The sequence below is a fragment of the Fibrobacter sp. UWH4 genome (assembly GCF_900142475.1).
GTDB lineage: Bacteria > Fibrobacterota > Fibrobacteria > Fibrobacterales > Fibrobacteraceae > Fibrobacter.
Genome location: NZ_FRAY01000017.1, coordinates 13,610 through 29,793 on the forward strand (window position 1 = coordinate 13,610; position 16,184 = coordinate 29,793).

General features: G+C 45.8%; 14 protein-coding genes. 1 reads left to right on the forward strand and 13 read right to left on the reverse strand.

Annotated elements, in window-relative coordinates:
- Window positions 1-7 precede the first annotated feature (7 nt).
- The 13 genes from BUA93_RS15530 to BUA93_RS15590 form a co-directional block, all read right to left on the reverse strand.
- Entirely contained in the window at window positions 8-1,069 is a 1,062-nt protein-coding gene (locus BUA93_RS15530; protein ID WP_072980964.1) for a contractile injection system tape measure protein, read from the reverse strand.
- Window positions 1,060-2,352, reverse strand: coding sequence for a hypothetical protein (locus tag BUA93_RS15535; protein WP_072980966.1), 1,293 nt, complete (start codon window positions 2,350-2,352; stop codon window positions 1,060-1,062). The genes BUA93_RS15530 and BUA93_RS15535 overlap by 10 nt, the downstream gene beginning before the upstream one ends.
- Entirely contained in the window at window positions 2,345-3,130 is a 786-nt protein-coding gene (locus BUA93_RS15540; RefSeq protein WP_139258130.1) for a hypothetical protein, read from the reverse strand. The genes BUA93_RS15535 and BUA93_RS15540 overlap by 8 nt, the downstream gene beginning before the upstream one ends.
- Complete coding sequence (locus BUA93_RS15545) at window positions 3,123-6,197, reverse strand: hypothetical protein (RefSeq protein WP_072980970.1); 3,075 nt, start codon at window positions 6,195-6,197, stop codon at window positions 3,123-3,125. Before BUA93_RS15545 ends, BUA93_RS15540 begins: the two co-directional genes overlap by 8 nt.
- Window positions 6,198-6,206: 9 nt before the next feature.
- Window positions 6,207-6,611, reverse strand: coding sequence for a GPW/gp25 family protein (locus tag BUA93_RS15550; protein ID WP_072980972.1), 405 nt, complete (start codon window positions 6,609-6,611; stop codon window positions 6,207-6,209).
- On the reverse strand, window positions 6,612-6,911 hold the full coding sequence (locus BUA93_RS15555; RefSeq protein ID WP_072980974.1) for a PAAR domain-containing protein: 300 nt from the start codon (window positions 6,909-6,911) through the stop codon (window positions 6,612-6,614). It lies immediately after the preceding gene.
- Window positions 6,912-6,920: 9 nt separating this feature from the next.
- Window positions 6,921-8,702 (reverse strand): type VI secretion system tip protein VgrG, encoded by a 1,782-nt coding sequence (vgrG, locus tag BUA93_RS15560; protein ID WP_072980976.1) that lies wholly within the window; start codon window positions 8,700-8,702, stop codon window positions 6,921-6,923.
- Window positions 8,703-8,705: 3 nt separating this feature from the next.
- Window positions 8,706-9,377: a CIS tube protein gene (locus tag BUA93_RS15565; RefSeq protein WP_072980978.1), complete on the reverse strand. Its 672-nt coding sequence runs from the start codon at window positions 9,375-9,377 to the stop codon at window positions 8,706-8,708.
- Between the two features lie 153 nt (window positions 9,378-9,530).
- A complete protein-coding gene (locus tag BUA93_RS15570) occupies window positions 9,531-9,983 on the reverse strand; it encodes a phage tail protein (protein ID WP_072980980.1) in 453 nt (150 codons plus the stop codon).
- Between the two features lie 8 nt (window positions 9,984-9,991).
- Window positions 9,992-10,450, reverse strand: coding sequence for a phage tail protein (locus BUA93_RS15575; RefSeq protein WP_072980982.1), 459 nt, complete (start codon window positions 10,448-10,450; stop codon window positions 9,992-9,994).
- Window positions 10,451-10,469: 19 nt separating this feature from the next.
- Window positions 10,470-11,912: a phage tail sheath family protein gene (locus BUA93_RS15580; RefSeq protein ID WP_072980984.1), complete on the reverse strand. Its 1,443-nt coding sequence runs from the start codon at window positions 11,910-11,912 to the stop codon at window positions 10,470-10,472.
- 24 nt (window positions 11,913-11,936) lie between these two features.
- On the reverse strand, window positions 11,937-12,671 hold the full coding sequence (locus BUA93_RS15585; protein WP_072980986.1) for a hypothetical protein: 735 nt from the start codon (window positions 12,669-12,671) through the stop codon (window positions 11,937-11,939).
- Complete coding sequence (locus BUA93_RS15590) at window positions 12,671-13,249, reverse strand: Pvc16 family protein (protein WP_072980988.1); 579 nt, start codon at window positions 13,247-13,249, stop codon at window positions 12,671-12,673. The genes BUA93_RS15585 and BUA93_RS15590 overlap by 1 nt, the downstream gene beginning before the upstream one ends.
- 367 nt (window positions 13,250-13,616) lie before the next feature.
- Here BUA93_RS15590 and BUA93_RS15595 point away from each other — a divergent pair.
- A partial coding sequence (locus BUA93_RS15595; RefSeq protein ID WP_254794023.1) for a YDG domain-containing protein occupies window positions 13,617-16,184 on the forward strand: 2,568 nt, incomplete at its 3' end.

Genomic DNA, 16,184 nt, shown 5'->3' on the forward strand with positions numbered 1-16,184 from the left:
TTTACCTCTAGCGCCATTTTACATGTAACGGTGTTTTCATCCAGGGGAGCTTTACGGTGGAGTAACCCCATGGCAATTTGTCAAGCAGAATATCGTATGCCGAATTTTCTACCGTAAGCAGGGGGCCTTCTTCGCTGTCGTTTAGGGTGCCTTGGCGGATGAGGAACGAGGCGCGTAGTCCGTCGGGAGTCGAGTGGCCTATAGCGTTCCAATTTGCGATGACGCCCGCCAGCAGGCTGTTGGCCAGTGTTTTTTGCTCTTCAGAAAGTTCGCATTCTTCTACGGGACCGATGGCGGGATCGAGTCCACAAAGTATTTGTGCAATCGATATCTCGGTTGGGGGAACCGTGTAGGAACCGTAAACAGTGTAGTTCAGTAACGAAACAGCGAGAGCTCTGCTGGAATCGTCTTTGAAAGCCTTGTTGGCCGTGCAGCCGGCCTTGTCAAGAAGCATCGGAATGTAAGGTGCAAGCAATACGATGCCGCAGTCTCCTGCAAGCGGAATGCGCGTTGTGGGAGTTGGCTTTTTCTTTTCGCCTAATTTCTTAAGCTGTTCGAAAACGCTACAGGCGATTTGACGGATGTCTAGGCCTGGGGCTTGCGATTGGATGCGCTTTAAGATGACTTCTGCAATACGCAGCGGGTCAAATTTTTCGTCGGAGTGTTCTCGGCTCCATTCAGAAATTTGATTGTTAATTTCTTTTTCGAGTATTGCCGATTTTTCTAGCGAAAGTCGACGGCTGCACGATTCCTGCAAAATTTTTGCGACAGGTTCGCATTGTTTTTCGAGTAGTTGAGCGCGCAAGGCGTGTTCCAGTTCGTCTGATAAGTTCTGGAGAATGTGCTTTAGAGAATCTTCTGCTGGAACGGTCCCGAGGTCGATGGCAATCCTGTCTAAAATGATGTCATCTTCGGGGGCGAACGATTTCATTACTTTGTCAAGCGATTCCATTAAATCGTTCCGCGCAAAATCGTAGAGTTTGCTTTCGATAACGGAAGCCTGTATGCGGTTGGGGCATGTCAGATTCAATGTCAATTCGTCTATTCGGTTGATTCCTGTTACAGCCATAATGCCCCCGAAATAAATTTTTCATGGAACTTGAACCATTTTTCTAATGCCGCTGGGCTGTGTGCGAATAAATTGAATGTATGCATGCTCCTGTGCGGAACCCAGTAAAAGACCGGTACTAGGTGGGCGGGAAGTTCGTCGCGGATAAAGCGTTCGATGCCGTCGCGCTTTTCCTGGGTGTTGGTAAACGGGGTTTCTGCGGACCACACTACAAAAACCTTTCCGAAACCATCTTTAAGGAAAATTCCATCGATGACATATATATGCATGGAATGATGGGACTGCTTTTCTAGGCCAAGCATCATTTCGATTCGTTGCTTCCACCATTTCCCGCATCGGTGCATGTGCAATTCGGGTAAGTGGCGCAGATAATTTATCTTCGAACGCAACAGGCTTCGGAAGGCTATAGAGTTTTCAACGTTGTTGCGTTTGTTTTCTCGCATTTGCAAGAATAGCGCATCGGGATATTGGACTCCGTACATGGCCAACATCTGATTCAAAATGCGGTTGTAATGGTGAAAATCGGTTTTTAGCGAATACACCGAGAACATTTCGGCAAAATCTTGCATTGCCTGCAAAAAGAGCTTGAATAGGTGTTCTATGGGCTCAAGGTATTTTTTTAGTTCGTTAGCTCCTGTGCCGTAGCGGTATATCGAAGGGAATTGTTCGATAATGGGCGAATAGTCTATGAAGTCGCAGGGCGCGCCCGTAGGCAATTTTTGCGAATTACAACAATCTATTTCGAAAGGAGTTTCGTAGACGTGTCGGATTAAATCGCCTTCGCTTTTTTCGACAGAAATTTGAGTGACTCTTTCACCAAGATTTCGCCATTCGCGCCAAAGGGCGGTAAAGCGGCCTATAAGGGATTCCTTTGTCTCCGTAGAAGATTCTTGTGGCCATAGCTGTACCGAATAAAGCCCTGGTTCGGTTACTTTAAAGTCAATTCTTTCGCAATCTAGTTCACGTTCAAAGAATCGCTCGTAGTCTTCGATGGTGACGGGGAACTGCCGCGAGACTTCTTCGCGTGTGTAAAGAGCTTGGCGCTTGTAGTTGATTTGGCCTTGTTGGTCTGCAAGGAAAGTGGTGATGTCGAAGTTAGCCTTGTATCCCAAGTCGGTCAGGGCATAGACGATTTGCTCCAAGATGGTGACTCCTGGATCGTGTGGATTAAAGTCTGTCCACACGTTTTCGCATAGCTTTTGAATAAGACGGATGCCTTCGAGGCGAAGCGTCTCGTAATCAAGCCCTTGTGCATCGGTATTTTTGGAAACGGTCTTAATCAAGGGTGGTTTCCATGAAGTTGTCGTACCAGAGTTTTGTTAGGCGGTATCGTACAAACGAACCGTTTTTGTAGGCGCAACGTACGCGCAGCTGCAACTTGAATCTGTATTTTTCAGATCCAGCAATCCAACGAACATCGATTCTTGAACCGCGTCCGCCATAATACGATTGTGTTGCATTTACCTTGGGTCGTCCGTGAAATACATTTACAGCGATAGCGTGTGTCAAGGCGAATCTGCCTTCGTCTTCTTGACCGCCTACGCCTGCCATGATTTCAAAAGCTTGGCAACCGCTCAATTCTTCGGTGATGTCGTGCCATTTACCGTCGGTAGGAACCTTGAAGTTGGAATTTTCTTTACCGATGCGGCCCGATGAGGCGATGACTCCTTTTACGTCCAGGGTGCATTCGGGTTCACGCGTCCCGATGCCGACCCCTATGGGGGCGCTCTCTCCGTCGGGCATGGGGCCCATCAGCGAAAGTACGCTAGAAGAATCGTCTATGCCAGGGGTGCTCAGGTGGAGTCCGCTGCGGTTTCCGTTTACATCTTTGCGAATTTCGCTGTGCCAGAGAGGGCTTCCTTCGGTGGAATTTTCGTAGAAACTCATCAACTTGCCGGAGTCTGTAATCTGCGATATTTTCAGCCCCGTTTCGCGCGTCTTTTCAATTCCCTCTTCTTCCACATTCACCATAGAATCGATGAGATCGTGGAAATCTTCTTCGCAAGGCATTTGTCCTGCCCTGAACCTAGTCTTTAGAAGTGAACGGTTGAGCCTAGCCATTGTTTCTCCTTTGAATAATGAATGTCGAACCAATTTCAAGGTCTCCATAACCAATGGTGATGTCACGAAGGTCCTCGTTTTTTTCGACAATATTGAGGAAATGCTTTTTCATTGGTGTTAGAATGCTCCAAGGGGTTGTTCCGCGAATGTACTGGCTGCTTGATTCGTCGGATTCTTCCATGTTGTATTCGGAATGGTCTCTGGAACTGATGCGTAGCACCGAGAAGTCTTGGATTTCTTCGACATAGGGCAAATTCTGGATGAATTTTTGTAGGTGTTCTTTGTTGAGAGACCAACCAAAGAAACGCGACGAGCTGTCGCTATTCCATGGAGATAGGTAGTTGTTTATTTGTTGGTTTAGGTCTTGCAGAAGTTCGCCTTCGTCATTGTCGTTTACAAAGTCCACATTGCAACGCACCTGAATCTTTTCAAATTGCGGATTCATGACGGAAATTTTTGCGAATGAGGATGAATTTTGTTTTACAAACTGCTTGATGTCTTCGAGAGTTTTCCCGCTTAAGCGAGGGTCCCAAATGTGCCGACCGTCTTCGTATAAAGGAGATACAGGTACAATGAGCATGTGCCCTAGGGTGGGTTGGCTCGGATTTTCTGGCGATAAACCTGCGAAGCACTTAACCAGATGAACTTCGGGAAATTTTTCAAGAATCATCCGCTCGCAGTCTCTTGCGGTTAAGATGCGGTTGCGGTGGTATAGGTACTCCGCCACTCGTGTCTGCATTTCTTCGCGGTCTTCTTCAGGTTCTCCGCCAAAGGATTCTTCTAGCTGATATACTGCGGATAGTCCGCCGATACTCTGTGCGAGTTCGTTGATGCAGCCCGGTTTACAATGCTTGAAGCTGTTCTTTTGCTCGAAACCTTTGGTTCGAACGACTTCGACCGCTTGCGTATATATCGAAAACAGACGGCTGCAATGACTCCAGTTTCCTTGCGGTTCCAGGCGAATCCAGCAGAGGCCTTGTGGCATCAATTTAGAATCGGTGATGAAATCTTTAGGAATTCTAATAGATACGATGCCTGAAGTCGTGAAATTAGCAGTTGTGTTATATAAAATGTTGTCAGATGGAATGCGAGTCCAGCCATTTATTCCAAGGTATGACCAAACGAATCCTATTTCGCCATCTTCGTGAATGTTGTCGGAATCTCTGTTCAGTTGAAAATAAAGATTCACGCTATTGGCGTTTTTTGTGGGGGAAAGTCCCAGGAAAAGAGCTCCACCTTCCAGCTTTAAATGGGACTTTTCACTTACGCCCCAAGGACGCAAGAATAAAATTTTGCCGTCACTATTGTCCGGGCTTCTTAGATTGATTTCTGCCGTGGCCGTGTAGCTGACAGAAAGATTTTCTAGTTCCGGCGTATAAGGCTGGTTTGGTAGCTCGAATTCTTTTCCGAGATTCTTTCGAATGGCCTGCTGCATCAAATTTCCGCAGAGAACTTTGGAATAATCCTGATGCATAAAGGCATTTTCGGGTGAGATTAGCTTTATCTTGAAAAAACCGTCACGTGAACTTGGCGTAAATACAAAATCTTCTGCATCGTATTGTTGCTCAAAAGTCCTTCCGCCAAGAGCCTTATCGCAAGAGATGGTCAGCTTGTTTGAAATTGCATCTGATTCTGATTGGAATAGATCTTGCAACAGTGGCGTTTGTGTGTTAAACGGGTACCAGTATCCGCCAAGAAGTGCCGATACAGAAACTTTAAAGTCGCGAGTTAGCGGTGCTTTAGGGTATTGTTTGTACCAGTAGCAAAAATCCCTTGAATGGGGGAGCCCTCGCCAATTTCCGTGAATTTCAAACGCAGAAAGTCTTTTGCCTCTAATTTCTTCGCAACCAACGACAAGTGAATTGCCTACGGCAGGTATCGGGCCGAATGGCTGTATCGGCGCATTCATCGAAAGAGGGCCGATGTCGTTGCTTAGGGCAAGTCGCCTGCAATTTGTCACGTTTGCTTGCAACAGGACTTTTCGTAACTTTAAGTTTCTTAAGGTTTCCCATGGGTTGTACGATGCGTGGGGCTTGACTGTAATACGCATTGCAGGGCCGTTTAAATTATATTCGTCGCCGTGTATGTTTGGGTCGCAGTTGACAATAGCCGGGGTCATGTCCGAAAGTTGCAATATAAGTCCGATGCAGTTTGCTTCGCAATGTTCATCCAAGACGCGGGATTCCACTTGGTATCCGTCTACATCGTACCAGCCTTCTGCAGTTGTAAGTGAAATTTGAAACGCGTTTGCGAATACTTTAAGGAATAGCTCAGGAGCTTGTCCGCATTCTAAAAGAGTTCCTTTGACACTTTCGCCTTCGAATACGAGTTTTACCTTGATATGTCTGATGCCGTCGTTCAGGTATAGTAGGCGAGACGATACAGCAAGTCCAAGTCGCGCGAATTCTGAATTGACGGCGCGGTCTCCGGAGCGGGTCATGCCAAATAATGGGTACGGAACTATGTCCTTGCTTTCGATGGCTTGACTCGGTGTGTAGACGGGGATTTCTGATACTGTAGATGCGCCTTTTTCGGGAACAGCTAGGGTGTAGATTTTTTTGACTTGGACATCGTTTAATTCGGCGTTGTTTACGGATTCAAATTCAATGTTTTCACCGTCTTTATTTGTTCCGGCAATGAACCTTGTTCCTTTTTTGAGCTTATGCTTGAAACCTTCTAGTTCAATGGGAAAAATGACATGGGCGTGATCACCGTGCGCCTTGTTGGGACATTCTCCCAATATGGTGCGGAAATAGAAATCCATTCGTCGACTAGGTAAATCGTTTATTCGTTCTTGAATTCGATTTAATAGTTTTGCGAAAATGGTATATAGAGCTGCCGAAGGTTCTATATTGCCATCGGAATCAAATTCGATTGCTTTTGCAAGCTTAGGTATATCATTTTCATTGATGATGAGCGGACAATCTTGCTGCTTTTCGTATTTGCAAATTTCTTCGAGCAATTGTTGCAGAGTCATGTTGTTGACAGCGACAAAAGTCTTCGCGAGTTCTTTGAACTTGCGAGCTTGTTGGCTTAAACCTTCGCTGACAAAAATACGATGTTCCACAATAATTCCTTAGATGCTTATGTCGGTGCCTTCGTTTATATAGAAGGGGTACACTAAATTGCGGCGACTGTTAGTGGCGATGACTTTGTAGTCAATAATAATTTGCAGAATATCGTTCACATCGTCCATTTTATAGTCGGTGTTTTCTACAGTAACTCTCGGCTCAAAGTTGTCGATGGCGTTTCTTATTTCTTCATCGAGTTGTGCGATGGTGGTTTCTTCGAAATTGCGAAAACAATAGTCGCGGAGCCTGCAACCATAATCTGGACGCATTAGACGTTCGCCGGGGTATGTCCCGAGCAAAATGTTTAGGCTTTCATCCACATCTTCTTCGGCTTCGGACATGGCGACGGTCCCATTTTCGAACTTTAGCGGAAATTTCCATCCGCGTCCAAGAAACGTCAGCGAGTTCACCTAGCCTCCTATTTGCACCGTGGGGCATCCCTGGGCGATTGTGCCGCCGTGGGCGGTAGAATCGCCCATGCGTGCGGCCGGCTTTTTGTTAATCAAGACTGTCGCGGACCCCTTGATAATGGTGTCGGGCGGCCCCACGCATACGCAGCTGTCTCCCACGACAGCTGCGGGCATGCCCCCAATCAAAACCGTCTGGACTCCGGGACCGACGACAGGTCCACCTACGTGGGGGACAGGTGGCGTTCCTGGTGTTTGCATGGGGCATGTATGCATATCTGTGATTCTTGCTGCTGGAGGCATACTCGTTCCTTAGTTGATCATGACCATGGCACCCTTGACAGTCGTCTGTCCCGATGCAGAAATTTCTGCTGTCGCAGTGCCCTGTGCTTTTAAGCCTACTTTCGCCTTAAATTCTACATTCAATCCTTCTGCCTTTAAATCGGCGGCTGATTTCAGCATGATACCGCCCTTGGCATCGACATTGAATTTTCCCTTTGTATTGACAACAATGTCCTTTGTTGCTTCGAGGCTGATTTCACTATCGGACATTTCGACTTTGTTTCCGCAGGGGTCTTCGAGCGTAATCTTTTTACCATCATCGTCCAATATGATTTTTCTGCTGCCAGGCGTTGCTACGGTGATTATCTTTTTTTCTTCGTCAAATGTGACGCTCATTTTTTCGCGGGTCAACAGTTGCTTGATGTTGTTTTTTTGTTCCAACTTTTGGGGAACTTGTTGCTTGGAACTGTAGAGGCTCCCCAAAATGACGGGACTAGATGGGTCTCCGTTGAAGAATCCAAGGATGACTTCGTCGTTGACTTCCGGAAAAAAGAGTCCGCCAACGCCATTAGAGGCATAGGGGGTGCCAAGGCGAGCCCATACGCCTTCTTGCTCGTTTTGCATTATCGGAATCTTGACTTTGACGCGATTTAAATTATCGGGGTCATCGTGGATTTGCAATACGATGCCTGTCAAAAGGCCGGTGATTCCACTGTTGTACCCCGATGCTACTGGAGCCATGGTGTTGAATTTTTCGACAAACCACTCTTTTTTCATCCCGAACGAAAGTGTCGTTGTCCATGAACCGATTTCCATGTGGTGGTGAATACCCGATACGAGAGCATCTCCGTTGAATCGTGCTCCTAGGTAATCGAGTTTTATCATTTTGCCCAAATTCGCTTTCAGGTTGCCGGTGCATGTGGCACTTCCGCTAATGCGAGAAAGCTCGTTTTTCATTTGTTCGGCCTTGGCCCAGGTGTCTAAAATCCCTTTATCGACTTGGGAATTTATTTGTAGTACCTGGTCAGGAATTGAGAGTGCTTTGGCGAGATCGCTAGAGCTTAAGTTGCCTTGAGTTTGTACGGACTGTGCTCCTGATTTACCGGAAATCATCTGTTGCTTGGTGATGTCCCAGGCGCGGGCTTCTACATTCTTTACTTGGTGTTCCGAATTGACCGTGGCATTGAACTCAATGATATCGGTTCCCCAAGTCAGCGAAAGTTCCGAGTTGCCCTTAGAACTGATGGGCTCGATTGACATTCCGTCTTGATCGGCCAATAGCCAACATGCGTTAGCCTCTGCGCGTGTCATGATAAAGTCCCAGTCAGTGCAATAGTATTGCATCAGTTCCTTATGGTGACCGCCCCCAATCGAAGAGCTGATTCCGTATTTTGATGCGAGCGTTCCGATGATGTCGTCATCACTTTTGTTTTGGTAATTAGCGTTATGTCGCGATTCCGTAAGTGCAATGGCCTTATGGCGGCACTCAATTTTGGTGCAGCTTGATCCGTCTTTTAAAACCGAGATTCCCAGACGAGTAATGACTCCCTTAAAAACGGAATTGAGGTCTGTTGAATAACCGGCCTTAAGTTCAATTTCTTCGCCGGGTTTTAGCTGGTCTCCTTCGCAGAGTTCGAATTTGCCTGTAGGCATGTCGCCATCTGCTATTGTGATCGTTGCTTTTGGAATGCTGTTGATACGGTATTCTACATCGGCCGAAATAATCTGCGATGTCGACGCGAGCGATTTGCCCTTGCAAAAGATGGTGCATTCAACAATTCCACCTGTGTCTTTTAATGGAGATTCTGGCATGATTTAATCCTTAATGGGTGGAAACTCTAGCATGGTTCCCGGTTTAAGATTTCTGAAATTGGTAAGTCCGTTGATTTTTGCAATCTGGAGGTAATACGAAGGGTCGTTGTAAACGCGAACGCACATCAGCGGCAACGTGTCTCCTGCTTTGACTTCTACAAGGTGCGTCAGGTCGGGGGATTTCTTTTTGTTGGCAAGTTTCCATTCCAGATAAAAATATGCTGCATTCATGGAAACTTCTGCCCGAATGGGGGCTCCGACCATATTGAATAGAGTGTACTTGATTTTAAAAGAGTTCACTCGGACTGTGTAGGTGTTGTCTCCCCAGAATATTTTTACTATTGGCGGCTGGTGTGATTCTCCATCAAAGTCGTAAACAACTTTCTTTAGCTTGTCAACCATCTGTTTAACGGTTGAACAACCTTTAGGCCATTCTGCTTGGGGAATTGAGCCCGTTGTGTCAAAATAAAGTGTTGGAATCGTTATGGTTGTGGGCTCTTGTGATTGGTAGAGTGTGTAAGCCTTCCTTCTGGCTTTATTGTAAGTAATTGAGGATGATAGTTCTAGACTTTCTGGATTAAGCATAACTGTAAATGGATCTCTGTCACTGATGGGAGACAGTTCACCTTTGTTTTCGCGAAAAGCTTTAAAAGTAAGTTTGCTTAAGCCGTCCATATCTATCGCTCCTGATTATGGCGCATGGAATCTTCGATTAAACGTTTGCATTCTCTCAATACGCTTTCTTTGACGGATTCCGTCGATTCTTGGTTGTTACAGTCTGACTCGATTTTTACATTGATGCTAAGATTCTTGATTTCTAATGACATATTAAAGAGTCCTTTTTACGTTCCAGTATTTCATCGACATTGTTTCTATCATGATTTCGCCTTTCATGGCGTTTAATGCGCCGAACGACCACTTGACTGGGTATGCTCCGTCAAAATTCCAGGTTGCTAGAGGTTTATTTTCTTCATTTAGCAGGCTTATCTCGACTGTTTTGGGGGTTACCTTGAATGCGTTTGTTGCGGAATTTATGCTACTTATGCACCATCTAAAAAAAGGATCGCTTTCAGTAAGCAAAGCCCGTTTCAGAACCAAGTCGGCATGTTTCACTTTTTCGGGTAAATGATAAACAGTCGAATTGTCGCCACCGCTGTGAACTTCCTTTGTCTCTATAGAGGTTTCTAAACCGGAGACTTCACTGAAAGCAATCTCCGAATTGCCCACCTTTACAGAAAAGTGGAATACAACGGGAAGCGACCATTCGACTGTATCAGGCATACGAATCCTTAGCTATTAGCGATTGTCATACCTTCGTGAACGATTTCAATACTTTCGACAGCAACTTCGTTGCCTTCGGCTTTGAGTTCGTATCCCGAAATTTTGGTAGGCCAGGCATTCTTGAGTGTCCAAACCATTGTTGGTGCACTTGTTTCGTCGAGCAAGCTAATCGTGATATCGATTCGCTTAATCGTATTCTGCTTGATTTGGCTGAACCATTCCCAGAATTTGTTGTCGCCCTTGAAAATGCCTTTCTTCATCGTAACATTGCTGTACTTGATGAGACCGGGCATTTTGATAACGGAATAAATTGGGCTATTGCCGACGCGGTACTTGATTTCTTCGGACTGAGCGTCTAGGCCGGTGACTTCCTGGAAAGACATTTCCTGGTCGCCCCATTTTACTTGAAAGTGAAATTTAGGCAAAGGCCAAATGTTTGCGGATTGGGTAGAACCATCTTCTGCCATTTTAATTACCTCCTATCAATTAGGACTTCTGCTGTTGCTGTTGGAAAGTGAGTTCAATGAATTCTGCCGGGCGAATTAAGGCAACCTTGATGGTTACGCGCAAAATACCTTCGAGAATATCTTCGGGAGTCATGGTTTCACCGAGGCCCACATACACTTCGAATGCGTCCGTGGGACTAGAACCGGCAAGGCCGCCGCGTTTCCAGACACTTGTCAAGAAGTTGTTGATCATGCCTTTCATGGTAACCCATGTATTTGCTGTGTTCGGCTCGAAAACGAAAGCCTTTGAGGCGAGCTTGATTGATTCTTCAAGCATAATCATGGTACGGCGAACGTTTATGTAACGCCAATCGAGGCTGTTACCATCGAGGGTTCGTGCGCCCCAGACCTTGTTGCCGTCACCTACGAAAGTACGGATGGCGTTAACGGCCTTACCGTTGATAGGTACATTCAGGTCTTCCTGTTCCTCGTTGGTGAGGTTGATGGCGGGGGTGATGACTCCATTTACATCCACGTTTGCCGGAGCCTTCCACACGCCAATGGCGTTGTCGACCATGGTGTAGATACCTGCAATGGCTCCCGTAGGCGGCATCAGGTTCAGCTGTTCGCGAACCAGGTTCATAATGGTGGCGTAGTTCGGGCAAATCACCGAGAGTGTGCGGTGAATGGTCTGCACGGCAGCTTCGTCCTTGACATCGACGGCAGCCATCTTCTCAATTTCGGCCTTAATCTGTTCTGCCTTGGTGGCTGGTTCTGCGGGAACAGCGTCAATAAGCATCTTGGTCAAGACATCGAGATTTTCGACGTTGGCGAAGGTCACTTCGTTCGACTGCACTACGCTGGTGTTGAGCCACGGATAATAAACGGCACCATAGTTCAAGAAATTGGTCACCTTTTCGCGGAAGTCAGAAATACATTCCCGCGGTTCCTTGTAACCATCGAAAACGTCAAGAATGGCAAAGCGGTTCTGCATCTTGGCGCAGTGGGCGAGCATGGCGTTCTGCACATTGGCACAGGCGTCTGCAGTTTCAAGAGAAACTGCTTCGGGAATCACGACCAAGGTGGGTTCCTGTTCCTTTTCGAAGGGAATGATTGCTTCAGTCAGGGCCTTTTCCGAGATTTCTTCGCCATAGGGGCCTACGGACATGATGTAGCAGGATGCGCCGCCGTTCTGGTAGAACATGCGGATGGCGTCGAACAGACGGAAACGAACCTTAGGGGGTGTTACCTTGCCGCCGTCTTCCAGCGTAAAACGCATCAGTGCGCTTTCGCCGAAGACGGCCCTGTATTCTGCAAAAGATGAAATTCGGAATGGCTTGTTGAATACGGATTGTCCCTTGTATTCGGCCTTTTCGGTGTAGCCGATAAACATGGGGATGGCCGTAGCGACTTCCACTACAGAACTGGGGAAAGCGTTTTTCTCAACGAGATAGACGCCAGGGGTTTTATAGGATGCAGACATTGTTTCCTTTTTCTCCTATGGGGTTTATGTGTTAATAAAAGTCTCTGCGATGATTTCTGGCTTGCCGCTCTCAAGAATGGCCGTGGCGATGGCTCTTGCGTCCATATTGGGCAGGCATTTTATAATCGCCTTGGTCGAATTCTTTTCGCGTAGCTGAAAGTGTGGGGGAGCGCCAAAGCACAGCGGAATTTCTTGCTCTGATGTGAAAACGGTATGTCCAGATTTGTCCGTAGAAACACTAAAAATGGCGCTGTCCTTGTAGCTCTTGATTCCTATAACTTCGGGTTCGCTAAACTCTGAAATACCCAAAATGTTGTAACGCCATTTCATTTTTTTGGGTTTTAAAGACAGTGTGATTTTTATATCGGAATCTTCGCTTGTGCGGCTGATTTCTATCCCGAACATTGGCGTAGGGAATTGCATTTCCTTAGGAATTTCAACTTTTTCGATGGAACTCCATTGCGTAGAATCACTGTTTGCTTTTGCGAAGGGAATGCTCTCTTTAGGAATCTCGTCGAACAATGTGACGCTCCAAAGGTCCTGTCGCGTTGGGGTGGCCCAAAAGACGAGGCTAAAGTCTTCGGTGAATGCAGATTCCTGGGCAATCAAGTAGAATCCTTCTGATGTTTCGTTCATCAGGAATCCTTCTCGTTTCATGATTTCGCTTGACGCATTGTCTGGCAGAAACCTGAAATAGCCGCATTTGCCGCCCAAATACTCATGGTTTACGAGAATATTTGCCCATACCTTGTAGTTCATTAGTATACTCCCAGGGCGGCGTCTTCTGGAACATGAATGACGTACGGGCGATAATAAGAATAACCGCTACCGAGAGCGACGGTGCGTACTTTGTACATAATCGATGGTACGTACTTGCAACCGATGAGACTCCATAAGTTGCTCATTTCTTGTAAATTCAGATTTTCAACATCAAGAACTAATTTCTCAAGGCCGGTCGCAAGATCAGGAAACGAGGTGCGGTCGAAAACGTTGTGGTCCTGAAAGAAACCGACCGCTTTAGAAAGGTATTTTAAGGATTCTTCGTAATGGTTGGCCTTGAAATTTGCTGCAAGAACGATATGTAGATTTAGAAATATAGGTTTTGAATGTACGATGTTTCGAAAGCCGTCATAATCTGGTTTTGAGTTAGAGGTTGTTACGAAATCTTTTTCAACATTGGCTAAAAATAAGATAAGTTTGTTCGCTACAAGCTCTGGTTCGCGTCCGTCATTGTCCATTAATTTGGAAACAACTACTAACTTTTCTTGAGTCGGATTTTTTCTGCACAAATACTGGTTTAGTTGTGATGCTAAAAATTGTAGCGATGCGTTTATCATAATCCTTCTTATTTTTTTTTGCGGATAATCTAACTAATTTGTTAATGATGAAATGTTTGATTTGCTTAATTTGAGTGTAATAATTTATTTGCGAATTGAGTGGTAAACTAATTTATTACTATTTTCTGAAAATAATATGTTGTCTAAAATTATGAACAACATAAAGTTATGGCGTTTGAAAAAGAGACATGTTTAGAAAAAATGGGTTTAGTATGTTGGTGTAAAATTATTTTTACCTTGGTGTATGCTTTTTATTAAAGATAAATGAACTATTTTCTTAAATTTTTTTAGTTTATCTAATTATTATTTCTCAAAAATGATCGCATTTTATTTATTTTTGAGATGCATATTTTTTATTAGAGATGATATGAAAAGCTTCAAATTTCTTGCGATGTTACTCTTTACCGCTCTTGTATCAAGTGCATGGGCAACAGAAATAACCATTGAAGCCAATGGTCAAACAATCTCTGATGCTGCAACATGGGAGAATTGTACTGTCAACATTACGGGTGATGGCACGGTAACCTTCGGTTCTCGTATCTATATCAATGGTGATGTTGCACTGAACCTCGGTGCAGGTGCAACGCTTATTGCCAACGGGGGTATTGGTGTACATGAAGGCAATAGTCTGACGATTGACGGTGAAGGAAATCTAACAGCTAATAGCAACACTTTTTCTGAAGCTGCTATCGGTGGCAGTTATGGTAGTCCTAATGCGGGTACGATTACTATTTCTGGCGGAACAGTTAATGCAAGTAATAATAGCAAAGGTGTCTCTGCCGCGATAGGAGGCGGATATAGTAATTATGGTGGCAATGGCACTATTATCATCAATGGTGGTACGATTACAACAAATATCATACAGGGAGGCGCGGCCTCAATAGGTGGTAGCAAAGGTGCTAATGGCGGTCACATTACTATTGCAGGTGGATCTATAACAGCAAATCGAAGTGGTGCTGTTACTGGAGCTGGTATAGGCGGTGGCGAAAAAGGCAATGCCGGTATAATTATTATTTCCGGGGGTACAGTAACGGTACCAGCCAGTAGTAGCGCCAGGGGAGCTGGAATTGGAAGCGGAGAAAAATCTGACGGAGAAGGCAGTATCACTATCAATGATGGTAATATTACAGCCGTTGGGGGAGCAATTGGCGGTAGTGCTGGCATTGGAGGCGGTTCGAACAGCTCTGCAGGCACAATCACCATCACTGGCGGCGTTGTAAATGCTACAGGTGGATATGAAAGTGCCGGAATCGGTGGAGCTCGTGGCGTAAATGGTAGTGGCGGAACTATCGCTATTAGCGGAGGTCAGGTTACCGCCCGTGGCTCTGATGGCGCCTACGGAATAGGACCGAGTAAAGACGGTGCAGAAGGTACAATCTCCATGTCATGGACAGACAACACGGACTTCATCGATGCAAGTTATGCCGGTACAATCACTATTCTCAAAGGCAAGCGTTTCTTCTATGACGAAACGGAGATGTTTGCCAAAGCAGAAGGGTTGTATAAACAGGAGAAAAAAATAATTCCCGCTGTTCTTGATAACAGTTTGCTATCAAGTGGTGAGATTCTGATGCAGAGGAATTTTGTCACCACAGAAGGAACAGCAGTCGATGTCAGTTATGAGGTTTACGACTACAACGGCGACAAACTGACAGATGGCACTGACTACACTGCAGTCATTAAGAACAGCAACGACCAGATAGTTACAACCGTTGATCAACTGGGCGACTATACGCTGACGGTGACGGGTATGGGCAATTACAGTGGCTCGAACGCATATACGTTCAGCCTTGTGGAATGGGATATGGCATTGATGCAGGACGGTAGCGAGCATTATGTAAATCTGCCTGAGAATGGAACAAAGACGGTCTATCTCAATGTCGGACAGAGCATCAAAGTCTATGACAGCGAAGGCAAGGATGGGAAATTAGTAGTTTCCGACGGACGCCTATTACTTCACGTTCCTACAGGATACGCTTTGGTGGTTTCAGGCAAAACCGATGCAATGAAATGGAACGAAGCGCAGCACGACACTACAAATTTCCTGTCTGCATACGAAAACGAGAATTTGACTGATGAGATAACCTCGCTGTTTGGCAATAGCAATAACATTTCATTTGCAAGCGCCGGCAATTCAATGTTGATACGCTTGAATGCTCAAAAGATTTACCGATATGATGACCAATATGGACTTGAACTAACGATTTCCGTACAAAAGTCTCTTTCGCATTCTGATATCACCATCGCCACCATCCCCAACCAGACGTACTCTGGTTCTGAAATTTGTCCGGCAGTCGTCGTAAACGACGGCGAAGCAACGCTCATCCTTGGTACCGATTATACGGTCGAATGTGCGAACAATGTGTCGGCCGGAACCGCCAACATGGCCATCACCGGCATGGGCGACTACCCCGGCTCCATTTCGAAGACTTTTGAAATTTTGAAGGCTCCGCTCACCGTTACTGGCGTAAGCGTTGAGAATAAAGTCTATGACGGTTCTACATCCGCAACCATCACTGGAACGGCTACAGTATCAGGTGTTTTGGACAGCGACGATGTCGGCGTTGAATATGGAACGGCGGTATTTGCAGAGGCCAATGTTGGCGAAGGAATCGCAGTCGCCTTCAGCGGATTTACGCTCACGGGAGCCGACAAGAACAACTATTACCTTTCTGACCAACCAGCAAACGTCACAGCAAACATCACCAAGGCACCGCTCACCGTTACGGCCAAGAACGACACGATTACCTATGGTGATGAACCGCCAAATGCTAGCGTTGAATATAGCGGCTTTGTCGGCGAAGAAGATGAGTCGGTTTTGAACGGAACTCTAGCTTACGAATGCAAGTACGATAGAGGTGGTGCTGCAGGCAAATATGATGTTACGCCGGGTGGTCTGACGGCCGAAAATTACGACATTGAATTTGTTACAGGC